Annotated in this window: 19 protein-coding genes; 13 read left to right on the top strand and 6 right to left on the bottom strand. The window is 74.0% G+C overall.

Annotated elements, in window-relative coordinates; translation table 11 throughout:
- The first annotated feature begins 62 nt into the window (after window positions 1–62).
- Both recR and Q5694_RS09725 read left to right on the top strand, forming a co-directional pair.
- Entirely contained in the window at window positions 63–662 is a 600-nt protein-coding gene (gene recR, locus Q5694_RS09720) for a recombination mediator RecR (protein ID WP_333932126.1), read from the top strand.
- Entirely contained in the window at window positions 655–1,314 is a 660-nt protein-coding gene (locus Q5694_RS09725) for a DUF5063 domain-containing protein (RefSeq protein ID WP_333932128.1), read from the top strand. The genes recR and Q5694_RS09725 overlap by 8 nt, the downstream gene beginning before the upstream one ends.
- 27 nt (window positions 1,315–1,341) lie before the next feature.
- Here the strand turns inward: Q5694_RS09725 and Q5694_RS09730 are convergent, their stop codons facing one another.
- The gene (locus Q5694_RS09730; protein WP_333932129.1) at window positions 1,342–2,178 is read right to left on the bottom strand and encodes a PhzF family phenazine biosynthesis protein; all 837 of its coding nucleotides are present in this window, start codon (window positions 2,176–2,178) and stop codon (window positions 1,342–1,344) included.
- Window positions 2,179–2,452: 274 nt separating this feature from the next.
- On the opposite strand from Q5694_RS09730, the gene Q5694_RS09735 reads away from it, so the two are divergent.
- The 4 genes from Q5694_RS09735 (at window position 2,453) to Q5694_RS09750 (ending at window position 7,072) form a co-directional block, all read left to right on the top strand.
- Window positions 2,453–3,730 (top strand): aspartate kinase, encoded by a 1,278-nt coding sequence (locus Q5694_RS09735; RefSeq protein WP_333932130.1) that lies wholly within the window; start codon window positions 2,453–2,455, stop codon window positions 3,728–3,730.
- Window positions 3,730–4,815: an aspartate-semialdehyde dehydrogenase gene (locus tag Q5694_RS09740; RefSeq protein WP_333932131.1), complete on the top strand. Its 1,086-nt coding sequence runs from the start codon at window positions 3,730–3,732 to the stop codon at window positions 4,813–4,815. The genes Q5694_RS09735 and Q5694_RS09740 overlap by 1 nt, the downstream gene beginning before the upstream one ends.
- 521 nt (window positions 4,816–5,336) lie before the next feature.
- Complete coding sequence (locus tag Q5694_RS09745) at window positions 5,337–5,912, top strand: SigE family RNA polymerase sigma factor (protein WP_333932132.1); 576 nt, start codon at window positions 5,337–5,339, stop codon at window positions 5,910–5,912.
- A gap of 116 nt (window positions 5,913–6,028) precedes the next feature.
- Window positions 6,029–7,072 (top strand): hypothetical protein, encoded by a 1,044-nt coding sequence (locus Q5694_RS09750; protein WP_333932134.1) that lies wholly within the window; start codon window positions 6,029–6,031, stop codon window positions 7,070–7,072.
- A 33-nt stretch (window positions 7,073–7,105) separates the two neighbouring features.
- Here the strand turns inward: Q5694_RS09750 and Q5694_RS09755 are convergent, their stop codons facing one another.
- Entirely contained in the window at window positions 7,106–7,900 is a 795-nt protein-coding gene (locus tag Q5694_RS09755) for an SURF1 family protein (protein WP_333932135.1), read from the bottom strand.
- 180 nt (window positions 7,901–8,080) lie between these two features.
- Between Q5694_RS09755 and Q5694_RS09760 the strand changes: the two genes are divergently transcribed.
- Window positions 8,081–9,946, top strand: a complete 1,866-nt coding sequence (locus Q5694_RS09760; protein ID WP_333932136.1) for a S9 family peptidase — start codon at window positions 8,081–8,083, stop codon at window positions 9,944–9,946.
- Window positions 9,947–10,151: 205 nt separating this feature from the next.
- Here the strand turns inward: Q5694_RS09760 and Q5694_RS09765 are convergent, their stop codons facing one another.
- Entirely contained in the window at window positions 10,152–12,053 is a 1,902-nt protein-coding gene (locus Q5694_RS09765; RefSeq protein WP_333932137.1) for a potassium channel family protein, read from the bottom strand.
- A 227-nt stretch (window positions 12,054–12,280) separates the two neighbouring features.
- Between Q5694_RS09765 and Q5694_RS09770 the strand changes: the two genes are divergently transcribed.
- The 3 genes from Q5694_RS09770 (at window position 12,281) to Q5694_RS09780 (ending at window position 14,481) form a co-directional block, all read left to right on the top strand.
- Window positions 12,281–13,309 carry a permease gene (locus tag Q5694_RS09770; protein ID WP_443040840.1) on the top strand — a complete coding sequence of 343 codons (1,029 nt, stop codon included), beginning with the start codon at window positions 12,281–12,283 and terminating at the stop codon, window positions 13,307–13,309.
- Window positions 13,306–14,010: a TIGR03943 family putative permease subunit gene (locus tag Q5694_RS09775; protein WP_333932139.1), complete on the top strand. Its 705-nt coding sequence runs from the start codon at window positions 13,306–13,308 to the stop codon at window positions 14,008–14,010. Before Q5694_RS09770 ends, Q5694_RS09775 begins: the two co-directional genes overlap by 4 nt.
- 63 nt (window positions 14,011–14,073) lie before the next feature.
- Window positions 14,074–14,481 carry a hypothetical protein gene (locus Q5694_RS09780; protein WP_333932140.1) on the top strand — a complete coding sequence of 136 codons (408 nt, stop codon included), beginning with the start codon at window positions 14,074–14,076 and terminating at the stop codon, window positions 14,479–14,481.
- Between the two features lie 36 nt (window positions 14,482–14,517).
- On the opposite strand, the gene Q5694_RS09785 is transcribed toward Q5694_RS09780, so the two are convergent.
- Both Q5694_RS09785 and Q5694_RS09790 read right to left on the bottom strand, forming a co-directional pair.
- Window positions 14,518–15,276 (bottom strand): cyclase family protein, encoded by a 759-nt coding sequence (locus Q5694_RS09785; RefSeq protein ID WP_333932141.1) that lies wholly within the window; start codon window positions 15,274–15,276, stop codon window positions 14,518–14,520.
- Window positions 15,273–16,436: a DMT family transporter gene (locus tag Q5694_RS09790; protein WP_443040841.1), complete on the bottom strand. Its 1,164-nt coding sequence runs from the start codon at window positions 16,434–16,436 to the stop codon at window positions 15,273–15,275. Before Q5694_RS09790 ends, Q5694_RS09785 begins: the two co-directional genes overlap by 4 nt.
- Window positions 16,437–16,585: 149 nt before the next feature.
- On the opposite strand from Q5694_RS09790, the gene Q5694_RS09795 reads away from it, so the two are divergent.
- Window positions 16,586–17,506, top strand: a complete 921-nt coding sequence (locus Q5694_RS09795; RefSeq protein ID WP_333932143.1) for a LysR family transcriptional regulator — start codon at window positions 16,586–16,588, stop codon at window positions 17,504–17,506.
- A 49-nt stretch (window positions 17,507–17,555) separates the two neighbouring features.
- Here the strand turns inward: Q5694_RS09795 and Q5694_RS09800 are convergent, their stop codons facing one another.
- Window positions 17,556–18,500, bottom strand: a complete 945-nt coding sequence (locus Q5694_RS09800; protein WP_333932144.1) for a ScbA/BarX family gamma-butyrolactone biosynthesis protein — start codon at window positions 18,498–18,500, stop codon at window positions 17,556–17,558.
- A gap of 141 nt (window positions 18,501–18,641) precedes the next feature.
- On the opposite strand from Q5694_RS09800, the gene Q5694_RS09805 reads away from it, so the two are divergent.
- Window positions 18,642–19,325 carry a ScbR family autoregulator-binding transcription factor gene (locus tag Q5694_RS09805; protein WP_333932145.1) on the top strand — a complete coding sequence of 228 codons (684 nt, stop codon included), beginning with the start codon at window positions 18,642–18,644 and terminating at the stop codon, window positions 19,323–19,325.
- Entirely contained in the window at window positions 19,322–20,281 is a 960-nt protein-coding gene (locus Q5694_RS09810; RefSeq protein ID WP_333932146.1) for an NAD-dependent epimerase/dehydratase family protein, read from the top strand. The genes Q5694_RS09805 and Q5694_RS09810 overlap by 4 nt, the downstream gene beginning before the upstream one ends.
- Window positions 20,282–20,332: the final 51 nt, after the last annotated feature.

Here is a 20,332-nt window from a genome sequence, read left to right on the forward strand (position 1 = left end):
GACAACTACGGTACGTACGGGTGGGTGCGTACCGACCCCGAAGACCCAGGAAGGGCAGTCCGTTGTACGAAGGCGTGGTCCAGGACCTGATCGACGAGCTGGGGCGGCTGCCCGGCGTCGGTCCCAAGAGCGCCCAGCGGATCGCCTTCCACATCCTCCAGGCGGAACCGACGGACGTGCGGCGGCTCGCGCAGGCGCTGATGGAGGTCAAGGCGAAGGTCCGCTTCTGCGCGGCCTGCGGCAACGTCGCGCAGGAGGAGCTGTGCAACATCTGCCGCGACACCCGCCGCGACCCGGCCGTCATCTGCGTGGTCGAGGAGCCCAAGGACGTCGTGGCGATCGAGCGCACCCGTGAGTTCCGGGGCCGCTACCACGTCCTGGGCGGCGCGATCAGCCCGATCGACGGGGTGGGCCCGGACGACCTGCGCATCAGGGAGCTCCTGGCCCGTCTCGCCGACGGGACGGTCACCGAGCTGATCCTCGCAACCGACCCGAACCTGGAGGGCGAGGCGACAGCGACGTACCTCGCCCGCATGATCAAGCCCATGGGCCTGAAGGTCACCCGCCTGGCCAGCGGCCTCCCGGTGGGTGGGGACCTGGAATACGCGGACGAGGTCACCCTCGGACGCGCCTTCGAGGGGAGACGACTCCTAGATGTCTGACGCCACGCTGCACGCGACCGACCAGAACCCGGACGACTTCGCGGTCCAGATCGCGGACCAGATCGAGAGCTTCCTGGTCGCCGTCACGGAGGTGGCCAAGGGCGACGAGCCGGAATCGGCCGTCCCCTTCCTCCTCCTGGAGGTCTCGCAGCTCCTGCTCGCCGGGGGCCGGCTCGGCGCGCACGAGGACATCGTGCCCGACGAGCGCTACGAGCCCGACTCGGGACCCGAGGCGGACGTCGACGAACTGCGCGAGAACCTGGCGCGGATGCTCGACCCCATCGACATCTACTCCGAGGTCTTCGACCCCTACGAGCCCCGCAAGGCCCCCGTCCCGGCCCGGATCTCCGACGACCTGGCCGACGTCATGGCCGACCTGCGCCACGGCATGTCCCACTACCGCGCGGGCCGCACCAGCGAGGCCCTGTGGTGGTGGCAGTTCTCCTACTTCTCCAACTGGGGCTCCACCGCGTCGGCCACCCTGCGCGCCCTGCAGTCGGTCCTCGCCCACGTCCGTCTCAACCAGCCCCTCGCCGAACTCGACGGGCTGGACACGGACCAGGGCATGGGCGACGACACGCTGGAGTTCGAGGCGGGCCGCGTGATGGTGGAGGAGATCGCGCGCCCCCTGGGCCTGCGCCAGACCAAGTGACGCGCCGTCAGGCCGCGGCCGGGCGCGTCAGATCCGGACGGCCGTGCCCGTCACGCCGATCCCCTCGCGAGGATCGGCCGGCACCGACACGGTGAGGGTGCTCGGCCGTCCCATGTCCTCCCCCTGGCGGATCGTCAGGGTCGCCGGGGGAGCGACGAGTCCGAGTTCCCTCAGGTAGCCGCCGAACGCGGCCGCCGCCGCACCCGTGGCCGGGTCCTCGACGACACCGCCGGGCGGGAACGGGTTGCGGGCGTGGAACACGGTGGGCGACTCCCGGTGCACCAGGTCGATCGTCGTCCAGTCCCCGCGGGCCATCAGCCCGGCGAGCGCGGGCATGTCGTAGTCCAGACGGGCCAGCCGCTCGCGGCTCGCGGTGGCGATCACGGGGTGCCAGGCCCCCGCGTAGGCGACCCGGGGCGGGAGCAGCGGGTCCAGGTCCCCCGCGGACCAGCCGAGGATCGACAGCAGCGCGTCCAGGTCCGCCTGGTCGAGCGGTGCCGTGCGCGGGGTCACGCTCACCAGCGTCGCCACCAGGCCGCCGTCCGCCGCCCGCTCGGTGGTGACCGGGACGAGCCCGGCCGCCGTGCGCAGCACCAGGGGGCCGGGGCCGTGCCGCTCGGCGTGGGCCACGGCCGTGGCGATCGTCGCGTGCCCGCAGAAGGGGACCTCGGCGAGCGGGCTGAAGTAGCGCACGGCCAGGGAGCCGTCGCAGGCCGCGGTCGCGAACGCCGTCTCCGAGTAGCCGACCTCGGCCGCCGCAGCCAGCATCGCCGCGTCGTCGGCCCCGCGCGCGTCCAGCACCACCCCCGCCGGGTTCCCGCCCCCGGGATCCCCGCTGAACGCCACGTAGCGCAGTATCTCCATGCCCGCACGGTAGCGCCCGGTGCCCGGCCGTACGGCGTGATCGGGAGGTTTCCCGTGCGCCCCGGGACGGCACCCGGGCAGGCCGGGGCGCGGGCCTGTGACGCCGGGCACTTTCCGCGTGGCCCGTGCCCAGATGGGCATGAGCCCCTCTGGACGGGCGCCGGGGTCTCACCATGCGATATCGCGGAGGGGATTTTCGGACGCTCGTTAGACTGAGCCGACCGCGGTACGAATGCGTATGAGCGGACAGAGACGGATTGAGCGAGGAGCGCACGTGGGCCTTGTCGTGCAGAAGTACGGAGGCTCCTCCGTAGCCGATGCCGAGGGCATCAAGCGCGTCGCCAAGCGGATCGTGGAAGCGAAGCAGAGCGGCAACCAGGTGGTTGCCGTCGTTTCCGCGATGGGCGACACGACGGACGAGCTGATCGATCTCGCCGAGCAGGTTTCCCCGATGCCTGCCGGGCGCGAGCTCGACATGCTGCTGACCGCCGGAGAGCGGATCTCCATGGCCCTGCTGGCGATGGCGATCAAGAAACTGGGTCACGAGGCCCAGTCGTTCACCGGCAGCCAGGCGGGTGTCATCACCGACTCGGTCCACAACAAAGCCCGGATCATCGACGTCACGCCGGGCCGGATCAAGACCTCGGTGGACGAGGGCAACATCGCGATCGTCGCCGGTTTCCAGGGCGTCAGCCAGGACACCAAGGACATCACCACCCTCGGCCGCGGCGGCTCCGACACCACGGCGGTGGCCCTCGCGGCCGCGCTCGACGCCGACGTCTGCGAGATCTACACCGACGTGGACGGCGTGTTCACCGCCGACCCGCGCGTGGTGAAGAAGGCGAAGAAGATCGACTGGATCTCCTTCGAGGACATGCTCGAACTGGCGGCGTCCGGGTCCAAGGTGCTCCTCCACCGCTGCGTGGAGTACGCCCGCCGGTACAACATCCCGATCCACGTCCGGTCCAGCTTCAGCGGACTGCAGGGCACGTGGGTCAGCAGTGAGCCGATCGATCAAGGGGACAAGCAGGTGGAGCAGGCTCTCATCTCCGGTGTCGCGCACGACACCTCCGAGGCCAAGGTCACGGTCGTCGGCGTGCCGGACAAGCCGGGCGAGGCGGCTTCGATCTTCCGCACGATCGCCGACGCCGAGATCAACATCGACATGGTCGTGCAGAACGTGTCCGCCGCCTCCACGGGCCTGACGGACATCTCCTTCACGCTGCCCAAGACCGAGGGCCGCAAGGCCATCGACGCGCTCGAGAAGAACAAGGCCGGCATCGGCTTCGACTCGCTGCGCTACGACGACCAGATCGGCAAGATCTCCCTCGTCGGCGCGGGCATGAAGACCAACCCGGGCGTCACGGCCGACTTCTTCACGGCCCTGTCCCAGGCGGGCGTGAACATCGAGCTGATCTCGACCTCCGAGATCCGCATCTCGGTCGTCACCCGCGCCGACGACGTCCCCGAGGCCGTCCGCGCCGTGCACACGGCCTTCGGTCTCGACTCCGACAGCGACGAGGCCGTCGTCTACGGAGGCACCGGCCGCTGATGGCCGGCCTTCGAGGGACCGCCCGGACCGGCCGGTCCGGCCGGCCCACCCTCGCCGTGGTGGGAGCGACCGGCGCCGTCGGCACGGTCATGCTGCAGATCCTGTCCCAGCGCGCCGACGTCTGGGGTGAGATCCGGCTCGTCGCCTCCCCGCGCTCGGCCGGCCGCAAGCTGGCCGTGCGCGGCGAGGAGACCGAGGTCGTGGCGCTCACCGAGGAGGTCTTCGACGGGGTCGACGTCGCCTTGTTCGACGTCCCCGACGAGGTCGCCGAGCGGTGGGCGCCCGTCGCCGTCGCCAAGGGCGCGGTGGTGGTGGACAACTCCGGCACGTTCCGGATGGACCCGGACGTGCCGCTCGTCGTGCCCGAGGTCAACCCGCACGCCGTGCGCATGCGCCGGCGGGGCATCATCGCCAACCCCAGTTGCACGACGCTCTCCATGATCGTGGCGCTGGGCGCGCTGCACGCCGAGTTCGGGCTGCGCGAGCTGGTCGCCTCCTCGTACCAGGCCGTCAGCGGCGCCGGGCGCGAGGGCGTGGCGACCCTGCGCCGCCAGCTCTCCCTGGTCGCCGGCACCGAGCTGGGCACCAGCCCCGGGGACGTGCGGCGGGCCCTGGGCGACCGCACCGGGCCGTTCCCGGAGCCCGTCGCGCTGAACGTCGTGCCGTGGACCGGTACGGCGTGCGAGGACGGCTGGTCCTCGGAGGAGCTGAAGGTGCGCGGCGAGACCCGCAAGATCCTCGGGCTGCCCGAGCTGCCGGTCGCCGTCACCTGTGTGCGCGTCCCGGTGATCACCGCGCACTCCCTCACGGTGCACGCCCGCTTCGAGGGCGAGGTCACCGTCGACAAGGCCCGCGAGATCCTCGCCACGGCGCCCGGGGTCGTGCTGTTCGACAACCCGGCCGCGGGGGAGTTCCCGACCCCCGCCGACGTCGTGGGCACCGACCCGACCTGGGTCGGGCGGGTGCGCCGTGCCCTGGACGACCCCACCGCGCTGGAACTCTTCGTGTGCGGGGACAACCTGCGCAAGGGCTCCGCGCTCAACACCGCCCAGATCGCCGAACTGGTGGCCCGGGAGCTCGCCTGAGGGCCACCGCCCCGCTCCGGGGGCCCGCCGGCACGGAAAACTCCCGGGCCGATGTCGGTGCCGGTTTGTAGGATCGGTGCACCCCGCATGTGATCCGGTCGATGATCCGGACCACTTGTGGCCTGGGGCTTTCGCGTCGGAGGATTTGTCTCCCCGCTCTCCGCAACCGCGCGGAGGGCGGGGAGCGTCTTTGCGGTCGCCCTTCGGGCCGTGGGAGCGCTTGTCAGGCGTGGGGACGCCTGGAACCGGACGTGGGGACGCCCGGTCACATCTGGACATAGGGGAAGAGCGGGACGCATGAGGGCATTTGATGCACCATCGGTTGTGCTGCCTGACGCGGGTAGACCGTCGGCGGCGGCGGTCGGCGCGAAAGTGACGCCCGGCACGTACAACCCTCACCGGGGTGAGCGTGTCCAACAAGCGTGGCAGAGGTACTCGACTTCAGCGCGGCACGCGGCACGGTCCTCAGACCGCCCCGTCCGGCGGCTCTCCGACCCCGCATGCCCGGCACGCCCGGTGGCATGCCGGTGATCGCGCCCGTGCCCGCAGCGCGGCCGGCCCGCATACCCAGTCAGCGTGACGGCGCCGAGGACTCGGTCGCGGCCGGGACGACCGTCGATCACCTCACCGAGACCTACCGCGCGCACTACCGCTCGCTGCTGGGTCTCGCCGCCCTCCTCCTCGACGACACGGCCTCCTGCGAGGACGTCGTCCAGGAGGCGTTCATCCGTGTCCACTCCGCCCGCAAGCGGGTCCGCGACCCTGAGAAGACCCTGGCGTACCTGCGCCAGACCGTCGTCAACCTCTCGCGTTCGGCGCTGCGCCGCCGCATCCTCGGCCTGAAGCTGCTGTCCAAGCCGATGCCGGACATGGCCAGCGCCGAGGAGGGCGCCTACGACCAGCTGGAGCGCGACTCCCTCATCAAGGCGATGAAGGGCCTGCAGCGCCGCCAGCGCGAGGTGCTGGTGCTGCGCTACTTCGCGGACATGACCGAGGCGCAGGTCGCCGAGACGCTCGGCATATCGCTGGGCTCGGTCAAGGCGTACGGCTCGCGCGGGATCGCGGCGCTCCGGCTGGCCATGGAGGCGCCGGCATGAGCGACGGGGACGGCGCGCCCCGCGACGGGCGCGACCGGCACGAGCCCTTCGAGTGGCACGAGCCGACAAGGCTGCACGGGCAAGATCCGAAGCAATCGCACGCTGGGAACGGAACTGTGAACCACGGCCCCGACGACCAGAGCCCCGACCGGCTCGACTCGGACGAGCTGGACCTGCGCAGGATGCTGCACCAGGCGGTGCACGAGGTGGAGCCGCGCGACGGCACCCTGGACTACCTGCGGAAGGCGGTGCCGCAGCGGCGCGCCCGCAAGCGCCAGGCCCTCGTCGGCATGGCGGCGGCCGCGCTGTTCGTCGGCACCGCCGTCCCCGCCCTGGTGCACGTCTCCGACGCCACCGGCTCCGACGCCAACCCCTCCGCCATCGGCCACGCCTCCGAGACGCCCGGCGACTCGGGCGGCGGCAAGGACCCGGACGGCCGTGAGAACTCCTCGGGCAAGCCCTCCGACAAGGTCGAGGAGAAGGAGAAGGAGGGCAAGAAGGACAAGGACAAGGGCAAGGGCTCCGGCGCCTCCAAGGGGGGGACGTCCGGCGGCGGCACCGGCCCCTCCTCCACGACCGACGCCGGCATCACGGCCTGCACCGCCGCCCAGCTCGGCCCCGCGTCCGCGAGCAGCGGCGCCCCCGACTCCACCGGCGCGGTCTCCGGCTCCTTCCGCGTCGTCAACGTCTCCGGTGCGGCCTGCACGGTCGGCGGCCCCGGCTCGGTGCACGCCTCGGCGCAGGGCGGCGCCGACCCGGCGAAGGTCGCAGCGGTCCGGCACACCGCGGGTGACGCGGCGGCCGGTCTGCTGCCCGACCCGTCCCTGGAGGCGGCCGGGCTGGTGCTCCGGCCGGGTGCCGGCTACGACGTGAGGTTCGCCTGGGTCCCCTCGGAGACCTGCGGCACCCCCGGCGGCGGCGTCGGCGGCCCCGACCCGAGCCCCGATCCCACCCCCTCGGACGACCCGGCGGCCACGGCGGGCACCTCCACCGGCGGCGACACGGGCACCGCCCCGCAGCTCGTCCGGGAGGACGGCACGATCGACGGCAGTGTGGCGGTGACGTACACCCCGGGCACGGGCTCGGGCGCGGGCTCGGTGACGGTGCCGAACGCGTGCGCGGGGACCGTGTACTGGACGGGAGTGCTGGCGGGGGCGTGACCCCCGCCCGGGGCCCGCGGGCGGGCGCCGGGGTTACCCGGCGGCGCTCTCCGCGGCGACCGGCTCCTCGTCCGGCACCAGCCCCAGCTCCATGTCCCGCGCGAGCTCGGTCTCGCGGCGCAGCAACCGGAACCACATGAAGATCACGAACCCGACGAAGGCGAACCACTCGGCGGTGTAACCGAGGTTCTGGAACGCCTTCAGGTCGAGCCCGGAGTCCGGCGGCGCGGCGGCCGGCACCGCCTTCATCCCCGCGTCGCCCTCGGCCAGCGTCACCCACGCGTCGTAGACGTCGTAGGAGACCAGGTTCACCAGCGACGCCGCGCTGATCGCCGCGGTCTGCCCCGCGGGCAGCCCGCCCCGCGCGCTGACCCCGTTGTCACCCGGGGTCTCCGACGCCTGCAGCACCCCGGTGACGGTGACCTCGCCGCGCGGCGGCGCGGGGGCCTTCGCCGCGTCGGCCGTGCCGGGCAGCCAGCCGCGCACCACCGGCAGGGCCTCGCCCGAGTCGGTCCGCAGCAGCGTCAGCACGTAGAAGCCCTGCCGGTCGTCGAGCTCGCGGTCGGGGACCAGCAGTTGCTTGCCGTAGCGCCCGGTCGCGGTGACCGGCTTGCCGGAGGTCGCCTTGGTGACCGGCAGCATCTCGCCGAGCGGCCGCGGCGCCTCGCGCCCCGCCTCGGAGACCTGCTCGGTCGCGGTGCGGTGGTCCTGCACGCGGTCCTCGAACCGGCCCAGCTGCCAGGACCCCATGAAGATGCAGAAGGGGATGGACAGCAGCACGAAGACGTTGATCCCCCACCATCGGGGCGTCAGCAGAAACCGGTACACACCCCCACGGTACGGGGCCTGCGGACGTTCCCGGCCCGCGGGGTGGGCAACGGCGGCCCCGCCGCGGCACCGCTCGGCGGCCCTCGTCGCCGGCCTGCGGCGGAGGGGGACCGGTGCGGGTTTTCCACAGGCTGGGGACCTCGGCAGCGAACAGCCGGTCCGGGCGTGCACTATGGGGCCATGACTGAGAGCAACGGGTCCGAAGCGCGCGATCGGCGGGACCAGCAGCGAGGGGCGGCACCGGGTCAGCAGGAGCGGATGCCGGACTGGGAGAAGCGCTTCCGGGCACCCCGGGTGTCCCTGCCCGACTGGGCGCTGGACGCGCCCGACCGCTCCCTGTTCGTGTCCAACGCGACGGGGACCTACGAGCTGTACGCCTGGGACCGGTCGACCGGTGAGCAGCGCCAGGTGACGGACCGGCCGAACGGCACGACGGACGGCGTCCTGACGCCCGACGGCGCCTGGATCTGGTGGTTCGACGACAAGGACGGCGACGAGTTCGGCGTCTGGCGCCGCCAGCCCTTCGAGGGCGGCCCGGACGAACCGGCCGCCGACGGCCTGGACGCCTCCTACCCGGCGGGCCTCGCCCTCGGCCGCGACGGCCGGACGGCGGTCGTGGGCCGTTCGACCGACGAGGACGGGACGACGATCCACCTCGTGCGCACCGGCGAGACCCCGGTGGAGATCTACCGCCACCGCGAGTCGGCCGGCGTCGGCGACCTCTCGCACGACGGCTCCCTCATCGCCGTCGAGCACACCGAGCACGGCGACGCGATGCACTCCGCGCTGCGCGTGCTGCGTCCGGACGGCACGCCGGTCGCCGAGCTCGACGACACCGAGGGCGGCACCCGGGAGCTGGGCCTGGAGGTCCTCGGCTTCGCTCCCGTCGACGGTGACACGCGTCTGCTCATCGGCCACCAGCGCCGCGGCCGCTGGGAACCCCTGGTGTGGGACGTCGCCACCGGCGAGCAGACGGACCTGGCGCTGGAGCTGCCGGGCGACGTCAGCGCCGAGTGGTACCCGGACGGCAGCGGCCTGCTCATCGTCCACAGTTTCGAGGCGCGCAGCGAGCTGTTCCGCTACGACCTGGCGGGCCGCGCCCTCACCGAGATCCCGACCCCGCCCGGCACGGTGTCCGGGGCGACGGCCCGCCCCGACGGCAGCGTCGAGTACCTGTGGTCCTCGGCGGCCGAGCCGCCGGCGGTGCGGTCCACGAGCGGCGGTGTGGTGCTCGACCCGCCCGGCATGAAGTCGCCCGGCTCGGTGCCGGTGCGGGACGTGTGGGTGGAGGGCCCCGGCGGCCGCATCCACGCCCTGGTGCAGAAGCCCGAGGGCGCCACCGGCCCGCTCCCCACCGTCTTCGACATCCACGGCGGCCCCACCTGGCACGACAGCGACTCCTTCGCCGCGGGCCCGGCGGCCTGGGTCGATCACGGCTACGCCGTCGTCCGGGTCAACTACCGCGGCTCCACGGGCTACGGCCGGGCCTGGACGGACGCCCTGAAGCACCGCGTGGGACTCATCGAGCTGGAGGACATCGCCGCCGTCCGTGACTGGGCCGTCGAATCCGGCCTCGCCGACCCCGACCGCCTGATCCTCACCGGCGGCTCCTGGGGCGGCTACCTCACCCTCCTCGGCCTCGGCGTCCAGCCCGACGCGTGGGCCCTCGGCATCGCCGCGGTCCCCGTCGCCGACTACGTCACGGCGTACCACGACGAGATGGAGGCGCTGAAGGCGATGGACCGCACGCTCCTCGGCGGCACCCCCGAGGAGGTCCCCGACCGCTTCGAGGCGTCCTCGCCCCTCACCTACGTCGACAAGGTCACGGCCCCGGTCTACATCTCGGCCGGCGTCAACGACCCGCGCTGCCCGATCCGCCAGATCGAGAACTACGTCAAGCGCCTGGAGGCGAGGGGCGCGGTCCACGAGGTGTACCGCTACGACGCGGGCCACGGCTCGCTGGTCGTGGACGAGCGGATCAAGCAGGTGCGGCTGGAGTTGGAGTTCGCGGAGAGGCACCTGCAAGGGGCGCCGGTCGCGAAGTAGCCCGAGAGGCGGGGGCGGTGGGGCGGCCCGCGGCCGGTGTCGGCCGATCGCGGGCCGCGGGGCCCGCAGCCCCGCGGCGCGCCCAGGTGCCCCTTGGTGCGCCCCTGTGCCGCTTGGGGCGTCCGGCGTTCTTCGGCTGTCCCGCGTCCCTCGGCGTCCGGCGTCTCTCGGCGTCCTCGCGCCCCTCGGGGCGCGGGGAGCCCCGTCACGCCCCCGCCCGCTCCCGCCGTCGGCGTCCCAGCAGCTCCGCGAGGCCCCGCCGAGTCGCTGCCAGCACCACCCGGTCCGCGGCCCCCAGCACATACGAAGGAGGCAGATCCCACACCAGCCCCGACGCCGCGCCGTCCTCCTCGGCGCCCTCCCGGTCGCCCCGCCGGGCCCCGGAGGGCGCCGTGTTGAGCGCCAGCACCCGCCAGGCCCCCGGCCGGAACGCCTCCCCGACCGTGCGCCCCTCGAGCTGCGGATGCCCGCCCACCTCGATCTCCGCGAACAGCAGCACCCGCCGCTCCACCGGGATCGCACCGAGGATCTGCCGCCCCATCATCGCCCCCGCGAAGGCGGGTGCGGCCAGGTGGGACACGCTGCGGCTGCGCGTCAGGGCGGAGGGGTGCGCGGCCCGCAGCGTCCGGTAGACGGCGGTGGCGAAGTCGTCGTCGTACAGCCGCAGGACGACCCGCAGGTCGGGCCGCAGGGACCTGGCGTACAGGGACGCCTCCAGGTTCGTCGTGTCGGCGCTGGTCAACGCCAGCAGGGCGTGGGCGCGGTGGATCTTCGCCGCCTCCAGCACGCCCTCCTGCGTGACGTCGCCGAGCACCACCGGCACCCGCAGCCGCCGTGCCGTGGCCATGCCGCGCGCCTCCGGGTCGGACTCCACGCACACCACGGGGATGTGCAGCTCCCGCAGCCGTGTCAGCACCCGGGTGCCGATCTTCCCGAGCCCGAGCAGCACCACGTGGCCGCTCAGCCCCCGCGGCGGCTTGCGCAGCGCCGACGCGCTGCGGAAGGTGCCCAGGGCCTCCAGGACCGCGGCCAGCAGCACCGGCAGCAGCAGTAACCCCACCAGCCCGGACAGCAGTTGCAGCACCTGCTGCCCGGTCGGCCGGTGGAACGCGGGGTCGTTGATGCCGAACAGGTCGAGCAGGGTGACGTAGGTGGCGTACAGCGGGTGCTCACCGGTGACCAGCGTCAGGGCGACCGCGAGGGCCAGCACGCATCCGATCAGCCCGGCCAGCGACCACCGCAGCCGCCGCGAGAACAGCGAACCCAACGGCGGCACCCCGCCGCGCCCGTTGGGCAGGGAAGGACCGGAGTACGACACCTGCTCCAGGACGACGGTCCCGCGCCCCGTCGCCGACGCCACCGCCGCCTCGTCGGGCAGCAGCCGCGGGCCCTGTTCCCCGCTGCCCTCCGAACCGTCGGCGCCCGCCGGGTCGCTGCTCGTCGCGGACAGCAGCGCCAGGGTGCACAGCCCCGGGTCGGCGACCTCCCCCGGCCGGGGCGGCTGCCGTTCGACGGCCCGCAGGACGAGCCCCTCGGTCTGCACGACCTTGCTGGTGCCGACCAGGGCGGTGGCGGCCAGCGCGGGTGCGGCCGTGTCGGCGTCCGACAGCACGGTCGTCGACGCGTCGAAGCCCGGCCCGCCGCCGTCACCCGAGCCGGAGGCCAACGAGGCCGCCTGGTCGAGCAGTTCCTCGATGTGCTGCCCCAGCCGGCGGTTGTACAGCCGGAGAACGAGACGCAGCCGGGGGTTGAGGCGGCGGGCGGTGAGCGCGGCGCGGATGTTGGTCTCGTCGTCGTCGTACACGAGCGCCAGGGCCGCCGCCCGTTCGGCCCCTGCCTCGCCGAGCACCGCCTCGGTGACCTCGGCGGCCTCCACGACCTGCTCGTTCCCGGCGGGTTCGCCCCCCGGGGCGCCCGCGCCCGCCCGGTTGACGGCGGCGCTGACCCGGTCGAGCAGGGCCGCCGAGGCGGCCCGGGCCCGTCCCACCACCGGCTGCCGCACCCGGCGCCCGGAGGGCGGCACGACGAGGGTGACCTGTTCGCCGTACACACCCCGCAGTTCCGCGGCGAGCCGGTGCGCGAGACCGTCGTCGCCGCACACGATCATGTGCGTCGCCGGATCACCTGGCCGACCTTGGTTCGGAACGCTCCCCACGGGGAGAAGACTGCCCCACCCGGACCGCTGGTTCCAGACGGGCCGCCGGGACGAACCCGCGGTCGGGGCCGCCGGTTCCGGAGGGGACCGCCGGGGGCGTGAACGCGCGGGCCCGGCCACACGTACGCATCGGGAGGGAACGGGGAACGCCCCCGCGCACCACCGGAGGTACCGGACCCGTGGGCAGCACGAAGACCGCACCGCGCGACGGCGGCGAGCGCGCGGGCGGCGCACCGGACGGCCGCGCCCCGCACAAGGCCCCGCGACTCGACTCCCCGCTCCTGCTGACGCTGCTGCTGCTGACCGCGGTGATGTTCCAGGGCCCCGTCCGCGGGGTGCTGGCCGCACCGGTGATGCAGAGCTGGACGACGGTGTTCGTCGCGGTCATGGTGCAGGCCCTGCCGTTCCTGGTGCTGGGCGTGCTGCTGTCCGCGGCGATCGCGGTGTTCGTGCCGGCGGCCTTCTTCGCCCGCGCCCTGCCCGGGCACCCGGTCCTGGCCGTGCCGGTGGCGGGCGCGGCCGGCGCGGTGCTGCCCGGCTGCGAGTGCGCGTCCGTGCCGGTGGCCGGCGCCCTGGTCCGCCGCGGGGTCACGCCGGCGGCCGCCCTGGCGTTCCTCCTCTCGGCGCCCGCCATCAACCCGGTCGTGCTGACGGCGACGGCCGTGGCGTTCCCCGGCGAGCCCGAGATGGTCCTGGCCCGTTTCGTCGCCGGCCTGCTCGTCGCCTGCGCCATGGGCTGGCTCTGGCACCGGGTCGGCCGCGCGCACTGGCTGCGGCTCCCGGCCCGGGCCTCCTACGAGGGGCAGGGCAAGGGGGCGGCCTTCTGGGGCTCGGTCCGCCACGACGTGACGCACGCGGGCGGATTCCTGGTCGTCGGCGCGATGGCCGCGGCGACGCTGAAAGCGGTGGTGCCGGCGCACTGGCTGGGCGCGGCGGCCGGCCACCCGGTCCTGTCGGTCCTGGTCCTCGCGGCCCTGGCCGTGCTGCTGTCCCTCTGCTCGGAGGCGGACGCGTTCGTCGCCGCGTCCCTCACCCAGTTCTCCCTGACGGCCCGGCTGACGTTCCTGGTGGTCGGGCCCGTGATCGACCTGAAGCTCTTCGCGATGCAGGCGGGCACCTTCGGCCGTGCCTTCGCCCTGCGCTTCGCCCCCGCGACCCTCGCCCTGGCCGTGCTCGTGTCGGCCCTGACCGGAACGGTCCTGCTGTGAACCGCCTCGCCCAGTCGGCCCTGCTGTTCCTGCTCGGCGCGACCCTCCTGCACGCCGGCACGACCGACCTGTACCTGCGCTACGTCAAGGAGGGCCTGCGCCCTCTGGTCCTGCTCGCGGGCGCGGTGCTGATCACCACGGCGGCGGCGACCTGCTGGTACGACCGCCGCAACCCCGCACACGACCACGGGCACCGCGAACCCCGCGTCTCCTGGCTCCTCGTCCTGCCGGTCTTCGCCCTGATCCTGGTCGCGCCACCGGCCCTCGGTTCCTACAGCGCGACCCACACCGGCACGGCCCTGACCGAGCCGCTCGGCTTCCCGCCCCTGCCCGCCGGTGACCCCCTCCGCCTGGCGGTGGCGGACTACGCGGGCCGGGCGGTCTACGACGACGGCCGCTCCCTGCGCGACCGCGAAGTGAAGATCACCGGCTTCGTCGCCCTCGACCGCGCGGGCACCCCGTACCTGGTCCGCATGGGCCTCAACTGCTGCGCCGCGGACGCCCAGCCGGTCAAGATCGCCCTGACCGGCGACGTCCCCCCGGTGCTGCGCCCGGACACCTGGCTGGAGATCACCGGCCACTACACCCCGCGCCGCACTCGGGACCCCGTCAACGACGGGCCGATCCCCTACGTCGAGGTCACGGGCTCCAGCCCCGTACCCGCGCCGCAGGACCCGTACGACGAGACGCAGAACGGCTGAACCGCGGTGTGGCAGGCCCCGTCCGGGGTACTCGGATATGCCGCTGTTCAGCGAGGGGGGCTGATGACCACACTCGGAACCCGGCGAGCCGGAGGGCGCATCGGAGCGGCCGGACGGGCGAGAAGGCAAGCGCCGCGGGGGAGGGGAGCGACGGCGTCGCCGAGCCGGGAGCGGGCGAGGGCCGACGACCGGGCCAATCTGACCCTGGCGACCCTGGGCGCGGTGCTGACCGCCCTCCTCACGGCGATCACCACCGGCGTCCTGACACCGGCCCAGTACGCCGTACTCCCCCAGCTCCTGCTGTGGACCGGCTGCGCGGCCTGCGCCCCGTCCCTGTTCCTGCTGAGTCTGGCCGCGGGCCCCCGCCCGACCGCCACGACGAAGCACCGCCGCACACGGCACGCGATGCTCTGGGGCGCGGCCTTCCTCGCCCTCACGGCGGCGGGGACGCTGACCGGCACGCTGACGTGAGGGACCGGCCGGCGGACAGCCGGTGGTGACCGGCCGTCACACCGCCGGGTGGACGGCGAACACCCGGGCCGGGAATCCCGAACCGCCGTGCGGCCGGGGCCAGGAGGCGACGAGCAGCGCGCCCGCCTCGGGGACCCGGTCCAGGTGGGTGAGCAGCTCCAGTTGCCAGCGGTCGCGGGCCAGGACGTACTCCTCCAGGCGGTAGTCCCCCGCGGAGGCGGCGAGACCCGGGTCGGTGTCGGCCTGCTCGTGGCCGATGGCGGTCACGCCGGCGTCCTCGAACAGGTACCGCAGGACCTCCCGCGACCAGCCGGGCGTGTGGCGCACACCGGCGTCGTCCCGGTTGTCCATCGCCACCGGGTCCGGCCAGCGGCGGCTCCACCCGGTGCGCAGGGCGACGAACGAGCCGGCGGGGACCGGGCCGTTGCGGCGCTCCCAGGACGCCACGTCGTCCGTGGTGGGGGTGGCGTCGGGGTCGGTGGCGACCCGGGCCGAGATGTCGAGCACCACCAGCGGCAGGATCATCTCCCGCACCGGGATGAGGTCCAGGGTGCGGGCGCCGGCGACGAAGTGGGAGGGCGGGTCCACGTGGGTGCCCCACTGGCCGGCCAGGGTGTAGCGGTGCACGGTGAAGCCGTCGCCGCGCTCCACGTCGAAGAGGGTCTCGCGCCGCTCGTCGCCGAAGCCGGGGAAGTGGGGCTGGCCGGGGCGGAAGGCGTGGGTGAGGTCGGTGAAGACGGTGCCCTCGATCAGCTCCCGGTGCAGCGACCACAGCCGCGGCTCCCCGCCGCTCACCGCACGCCCCCGGGTGTGCCCCGCCGCGCCGCGCCGGGCCGGGCGGACCGCCGCCCGGCCCCGTCGCCCCCGGCCGCGGTCGCTTCGGCGTCGATCCGACTCCCGTGGACGCCGGTTCGGCCCGCGTCGGTGTCGGTTCGGGCTCCTTCGCCGTCGGTTGCGTCCGTTCCGGTCTCGTCGGTGTCGGTCCCGTCCGTCCCGGTGGCGTCGGCCGCGTCCGGTGCCGCCGCCGGGCCGGCTGCCGGGGCCCGTCCGGTGGTGGGTCCGGCCGGTGCGGAGGTCCGGCGGGTCATCGCGACGCCCGCCAGGACCACGGCCATGCCGAGCACCACGCGCAGCCCGACGTCCTCGCCCAGGACGACCGCGCCGAGGAGGACGGAGACCACCGGCAGCAGGTAGCCGACGACGGCCGCGTTGGTGGCGCCCTCGTCGTTGATGATGCGGTAGGTGAGGTGGAACGTGACGGCGGTGCAGAACACGCTCAGGACGACGGCCGCCACCAGCACCACCGGTGTGGGGTCGACCGGCTCCAGGCCGCCGCCCGCCGGCAGGGCCACGGCGGTCATCCCGCTCGCCGCCAGGAGCTGGGCGGACGACAGGGAGAGGGTCGGCGTGCCCCGGCGGACCAGGGTGCGGCCCATGTAGGTGAACGCCACGGCGTAGCTGGCGGCCGCGCCGAGGATGGCCAGGGCGCCCCAGCCGGTGGCCCCGGAGGTGCGCCACGGGGCGAAGATGACGATCGTGCCGGCGAATCCGAGCACGAGCCCGGCGAGCCGGACGGGCCGGATCCCGCGTTCCGAGCCGAGGGCGAGACCGAGGGCCACCGACCACAGCGGGGTCGTGGCGTTCAGGACGCCGGCCAGACCCGAGCCGACGGTCTGCTGGCCCAGGCTGAACAGCGCGAAGGGGAGGGCGTTGCAGAAGAAGGCCGCGACGCCGATGTGACGCCAGACGGCGACGCCCCGCGGCAGCCTCCGCCCCGTCGCCCACGCCGCGCCGACGAGCACGAGCGCGCCGAGGAAACAGCGGACGAACGTGACCTGGAGCGGGGACAGCCCGCGCAGTGCCAGTTCGATCCACAGGAAGGTCGAGCCCCACAGCAGGGCGAGCACGGCCACCCGCACCCCGCCCCGCAGGCCCCTCGTCCCGCTGTCCACCATGGCCCTCCTTCACCGGGTCGCCGTCGGACCCGTCACGCCCACGCCGTCCGGCGCTTCCACGCCCTCGGCCGTCCTGCTCCTTCGAAGGTGCCCCAGCATTGGATTGAGCACAAGCGAATGGTTCTGTACGTTCTGTTAAGCTGCACTACATGCTTGATGTGGGGCGACTGCAGGTCCTGCGCGCGGTGGTCACCAGCGGCACGGTCACCGCGGCGGCGGCCCACCTCGGCTACACCCCGTCCGCCGTCAGCCAGCAGATCGCCGCGCTGGAGAAACAGGCGGGCACGGCACTGCTCGAACGGGTCGGGCGCGGGGTGCGGCCCACCCCGGCCGGCCTGCTGCTCACCGAGCACGCGGCGCTCATCGGCTCGGCGGTCGCCCAGGCGGAGTCCGCCCTGGCCGACCTGAGGGCCGGTCGCACCGGGCGCCTGGCGGTGCGCTACTTCGCCACCGCGGGCTCCACACTGGTGGCCCCCGCCCTGGCCCGGCTGCGCGCCGACCATCCCGGCGTCCGCGTCGACCTGCGGCTGACCGACCCGGAGGACCCGTTCGAGGACGTGGCGCGGGGCCGGGCCGACCTGGCCGTGGTGGTGCAGGCTCCGGGCCGTTCGTCCGGCGAGGGATTCGACGTCGTGCGCCTCCTCGACGACCCCTACGCCGCGGTGCTTCCGGCCGGACATCCCCTCGCCGGCGAGGACGTCGTCGACCTGCACGAGCTGGCCGGGGAGCACTGGGTGGGCAGCGAGCCGCCCGGACCCTGCCTGGAGCCGGTGACCGACTCCTGCGCGGCGGCCGGTTTCAGCCCCGACTTCGTCATCCAGAGCGAGGACTACGCCACCGCGCAGGGCTTCGTCGCGGCCGGTCTCGGCGTCGGACTGATGCCGCGCCTGGGGCTGCGCACCCTGCACCCCGGCGTCGTCGTCCGCCCGGTCCGCAACCCCGAGCCGGTCCGGGTGATCTCGGCCGCCGTACGGACCACCGCGCTCGACCAGCCCGCGCTGCGCGGCCTGCTGGACGCCCTGCGGGACGCGGCCACCACCGCCGACCCGCCCCTGCGCGGACCGGACTGAACGCGGTCCGTACGGCGGGAGCCGGTGACGGCGGCGGGCCGCGCCCGCGTCACGTCGTGCGGCCGGAGGCGAGGGCCGGTGCCACGGCGAGGCTCACCACACTGGAGAAGATCTCCCGGTCGTGCTGCCAGGCTCCGACGCGCACCAGGCCGGAGTCCGCCGACCGTTCGGTCTCCAGCCAGCAAGGGGCGTCCAGCTCCGCGTACTTGACGAAGTCGGAGTCCATGCCGGTGACGACCGCGGAGCGAGGGTGGGCCGTGGCCAGGGCGGCCTGGCGGGCGGCCTCCAGCAGCAGCATCCCGGGGGCGTGGTCCACGACGTGGTCGAAGAGGAAGGGGTGGGTGGTGTCGACGCGCAGCTGCCAGCGGTCGGGCAGGTCCGTCGCGGCCAGCACCACGTCCGCGAACCGGTCGCGGCCGAACGCCGTGAGACCTGCCGGGGGCGGCAGCGGGACGGCCCGCGCGGTGGCCGCGGCGGCGTCGGCGTACGCGCCGCGCAGCCGGTTGTAGACGGTGCGGTCCTGGATGGTGAAGCGCGAGTGCGCGGTGGCCAGTCCGCGTCCCCCGCGCTGCACCTCGGCTCGCAGTGAGACGGCGGACGCCCGCTCGCGACGGTAGGTCACCTCGTCGCAGGTGATGTGCAGTTCGAGTTCCGCCGGATCGCCGTCGGCGTACGCGGCGGCCGGGTCGAGCGTCCAGTCGAAGTCCTTCCACAGCAACTGGTGCCCGAACGGCACCTGGTAGGCGCCGTGGGAGAGCAGGGGCAGCGTCTGGCGCACCGTCTCGCAGAGCAGGAGCGGATCGTGCAGGCCCTGACGGCTCGCGTAGAACGGGTGCGCGGCGGGCCAGGCGGCGGTGACCGTGAAGGAGTCGGACGCGGTCCGCCGCCAGCTGCGCAGCAGCACCTCGTTCTCGTTCGTCTTGTGGGTGAAAGACTGAGATATCACGCTAAAACGGCTGTCGTCGAGGCAGTGCTGGGCGATGTCGATGGACACGAGGTCCCCCCTGGATGCGGTGGCTCTGCGAATGGGCACGCGCAAGTGAAGCGGCGTCGCTCGCCGTGACAGGCGGGCGCCGACGTGAATAAAATAGAGGTCGTTCTTTTTGTTTGTCTACGGGTACTAGGGAGACTGCCGATGGCACGGCAACGGCAGGAACGCGCGGAACGCACCCGCGCCGCACTCATCCACGCGGCGGCCGAGGTGTTCGACCAGGCCGGCTACCGCGGTGCGGGCCTGAACACGATCCTGCAGCGAGCGGGCATGACGACCGGAGCCATGTACTTCCACTTCAAGTCGAAGGAGGAACTGGCGCGCGCGGTCATCGTCGAGCAGGCCGCCGAACTGCGGTGGCCCACCGGCACGAAGGGCCTGCAGCAGCTGATCGACGTCTGCCGGTACCTGGCCGTCCAGATGCGTTCCGACGTCCTGTTCCGGGCCGGTGTCCGGCTCGCCGTCGAGCAGAGCGAGGTGAACCTGCTCGACTACTCGATCTACGACTGGTGGGCCGAGCGGTTCGGCACCTACCTGGCCGAGGCACGCGAGCTCGGCCAGCTGTACCCCCAGGTCGACGAGGCCGCCTTCGCCCAGGTGCTGGTCGCCTCGTACACCGGCACGCAGATCATGTCGCGCCTCGCCAACAACCGGGACGACCTGCCGGACCGCATAAACGAGATGCTGCGCTGCCTGCTGCCGGCCGTCGCACCGCCGGACGTCGTCGCCACGCTGCGGTTCCCGGCCGACGACGGCGGCCGGCTGCCGGACGAGGGGACCGAGGAGACGGAGCAGGCCGTGGAGGCCGTGGACGGCGCCGCCTCATGAGAGCGGTGCGGGTGCTGCTGACGGGCCCCACCGGCTTCGTCGGCCGGGCGGTGCTCGACCGTCTGCGGCAGGAGCGGGCCCTGGGCCGGGACCTCGAGGTGCGGGCCCTGGCCCGGACCGTGCCGGAGGGGCCGCGGGAGCCGGGGGTGGAGTGGGTGCGGGCCGACCTGTCCGATCCCGACTCGGTGGCGGGGGCGGCCAGCGGCACGGACGTCCTCGTCCACCTGGCCTGCCGGGTGGACGGAAGCGCCGAGGAGTGCGAGCGGACCAACGTCGGCGGCACCCGCGCGATCGTGGGCGAGGCCCGGCACGCCGGGGTGCGGCGCATCGTCCAGCTCTCCACGGCGGCGGTGTACGGACCCGGACCGCACCGCGGCATCCCGGTGGACGGGGTCGCGCCCGCCCCCGTGTCGGCGGCCAGCAGGACCCGGCTGGCGGCCGAGGGGATCGCGCTCGACGCCGGCGCCGTCGTCCTGCGCCCCGGGCTCGTCCTCGGCGTGGGGGACCGCTGGGTCGTGCCCGCGCTCGGCGAACTGCTGCGGCGGGTGCCGGCCCGCTGGGACGGCGGGCGCGGGCGGCTCTCCGTCGTGGCCGTCGAGGACCTGGCCCGGCTCGTCGCGGCCCTGGTCACGGCACCGGAGCCGGCCGGCCCGGGCGTCTTCCACGCGTCCCACCCGGTGCCGGTGCGCAACGGCGACCTCATGACGAGGCTCGCGGAGCTGGACGTGCTGCCGGCGACCGGTGCCGACTGGCCCTGGGACCGGTGCCTGGAACGGCTCCGGCAGCAACCGGGTCGCATCAGCGAGCGGCAGTTCGCCCTGCTGGCGCGCGATCACTGGTACGACAGCGAGGAGATCTGGCGGCTCGCCCGCTGCGCCCCGGGACCCGGACCGCTGTACCGCCTGGCAGCGGCGGCCCCCTGGTACCGACGGCAACTGCAGCCGCAGCCGAACTGAGCCGCGTCTTGGTACCGGCGGACCGGGCGGCCCGCCGTGGTGCCGCAGTGG

Source organism: Streptomyces sp. AHA2, assembly GCF_036857595.1.
Classification (GTDB): Bacteria; Actinomycetota; Actinomycetes; order Streptomycetales; family Streptomycetaceae; genus Streptomyces.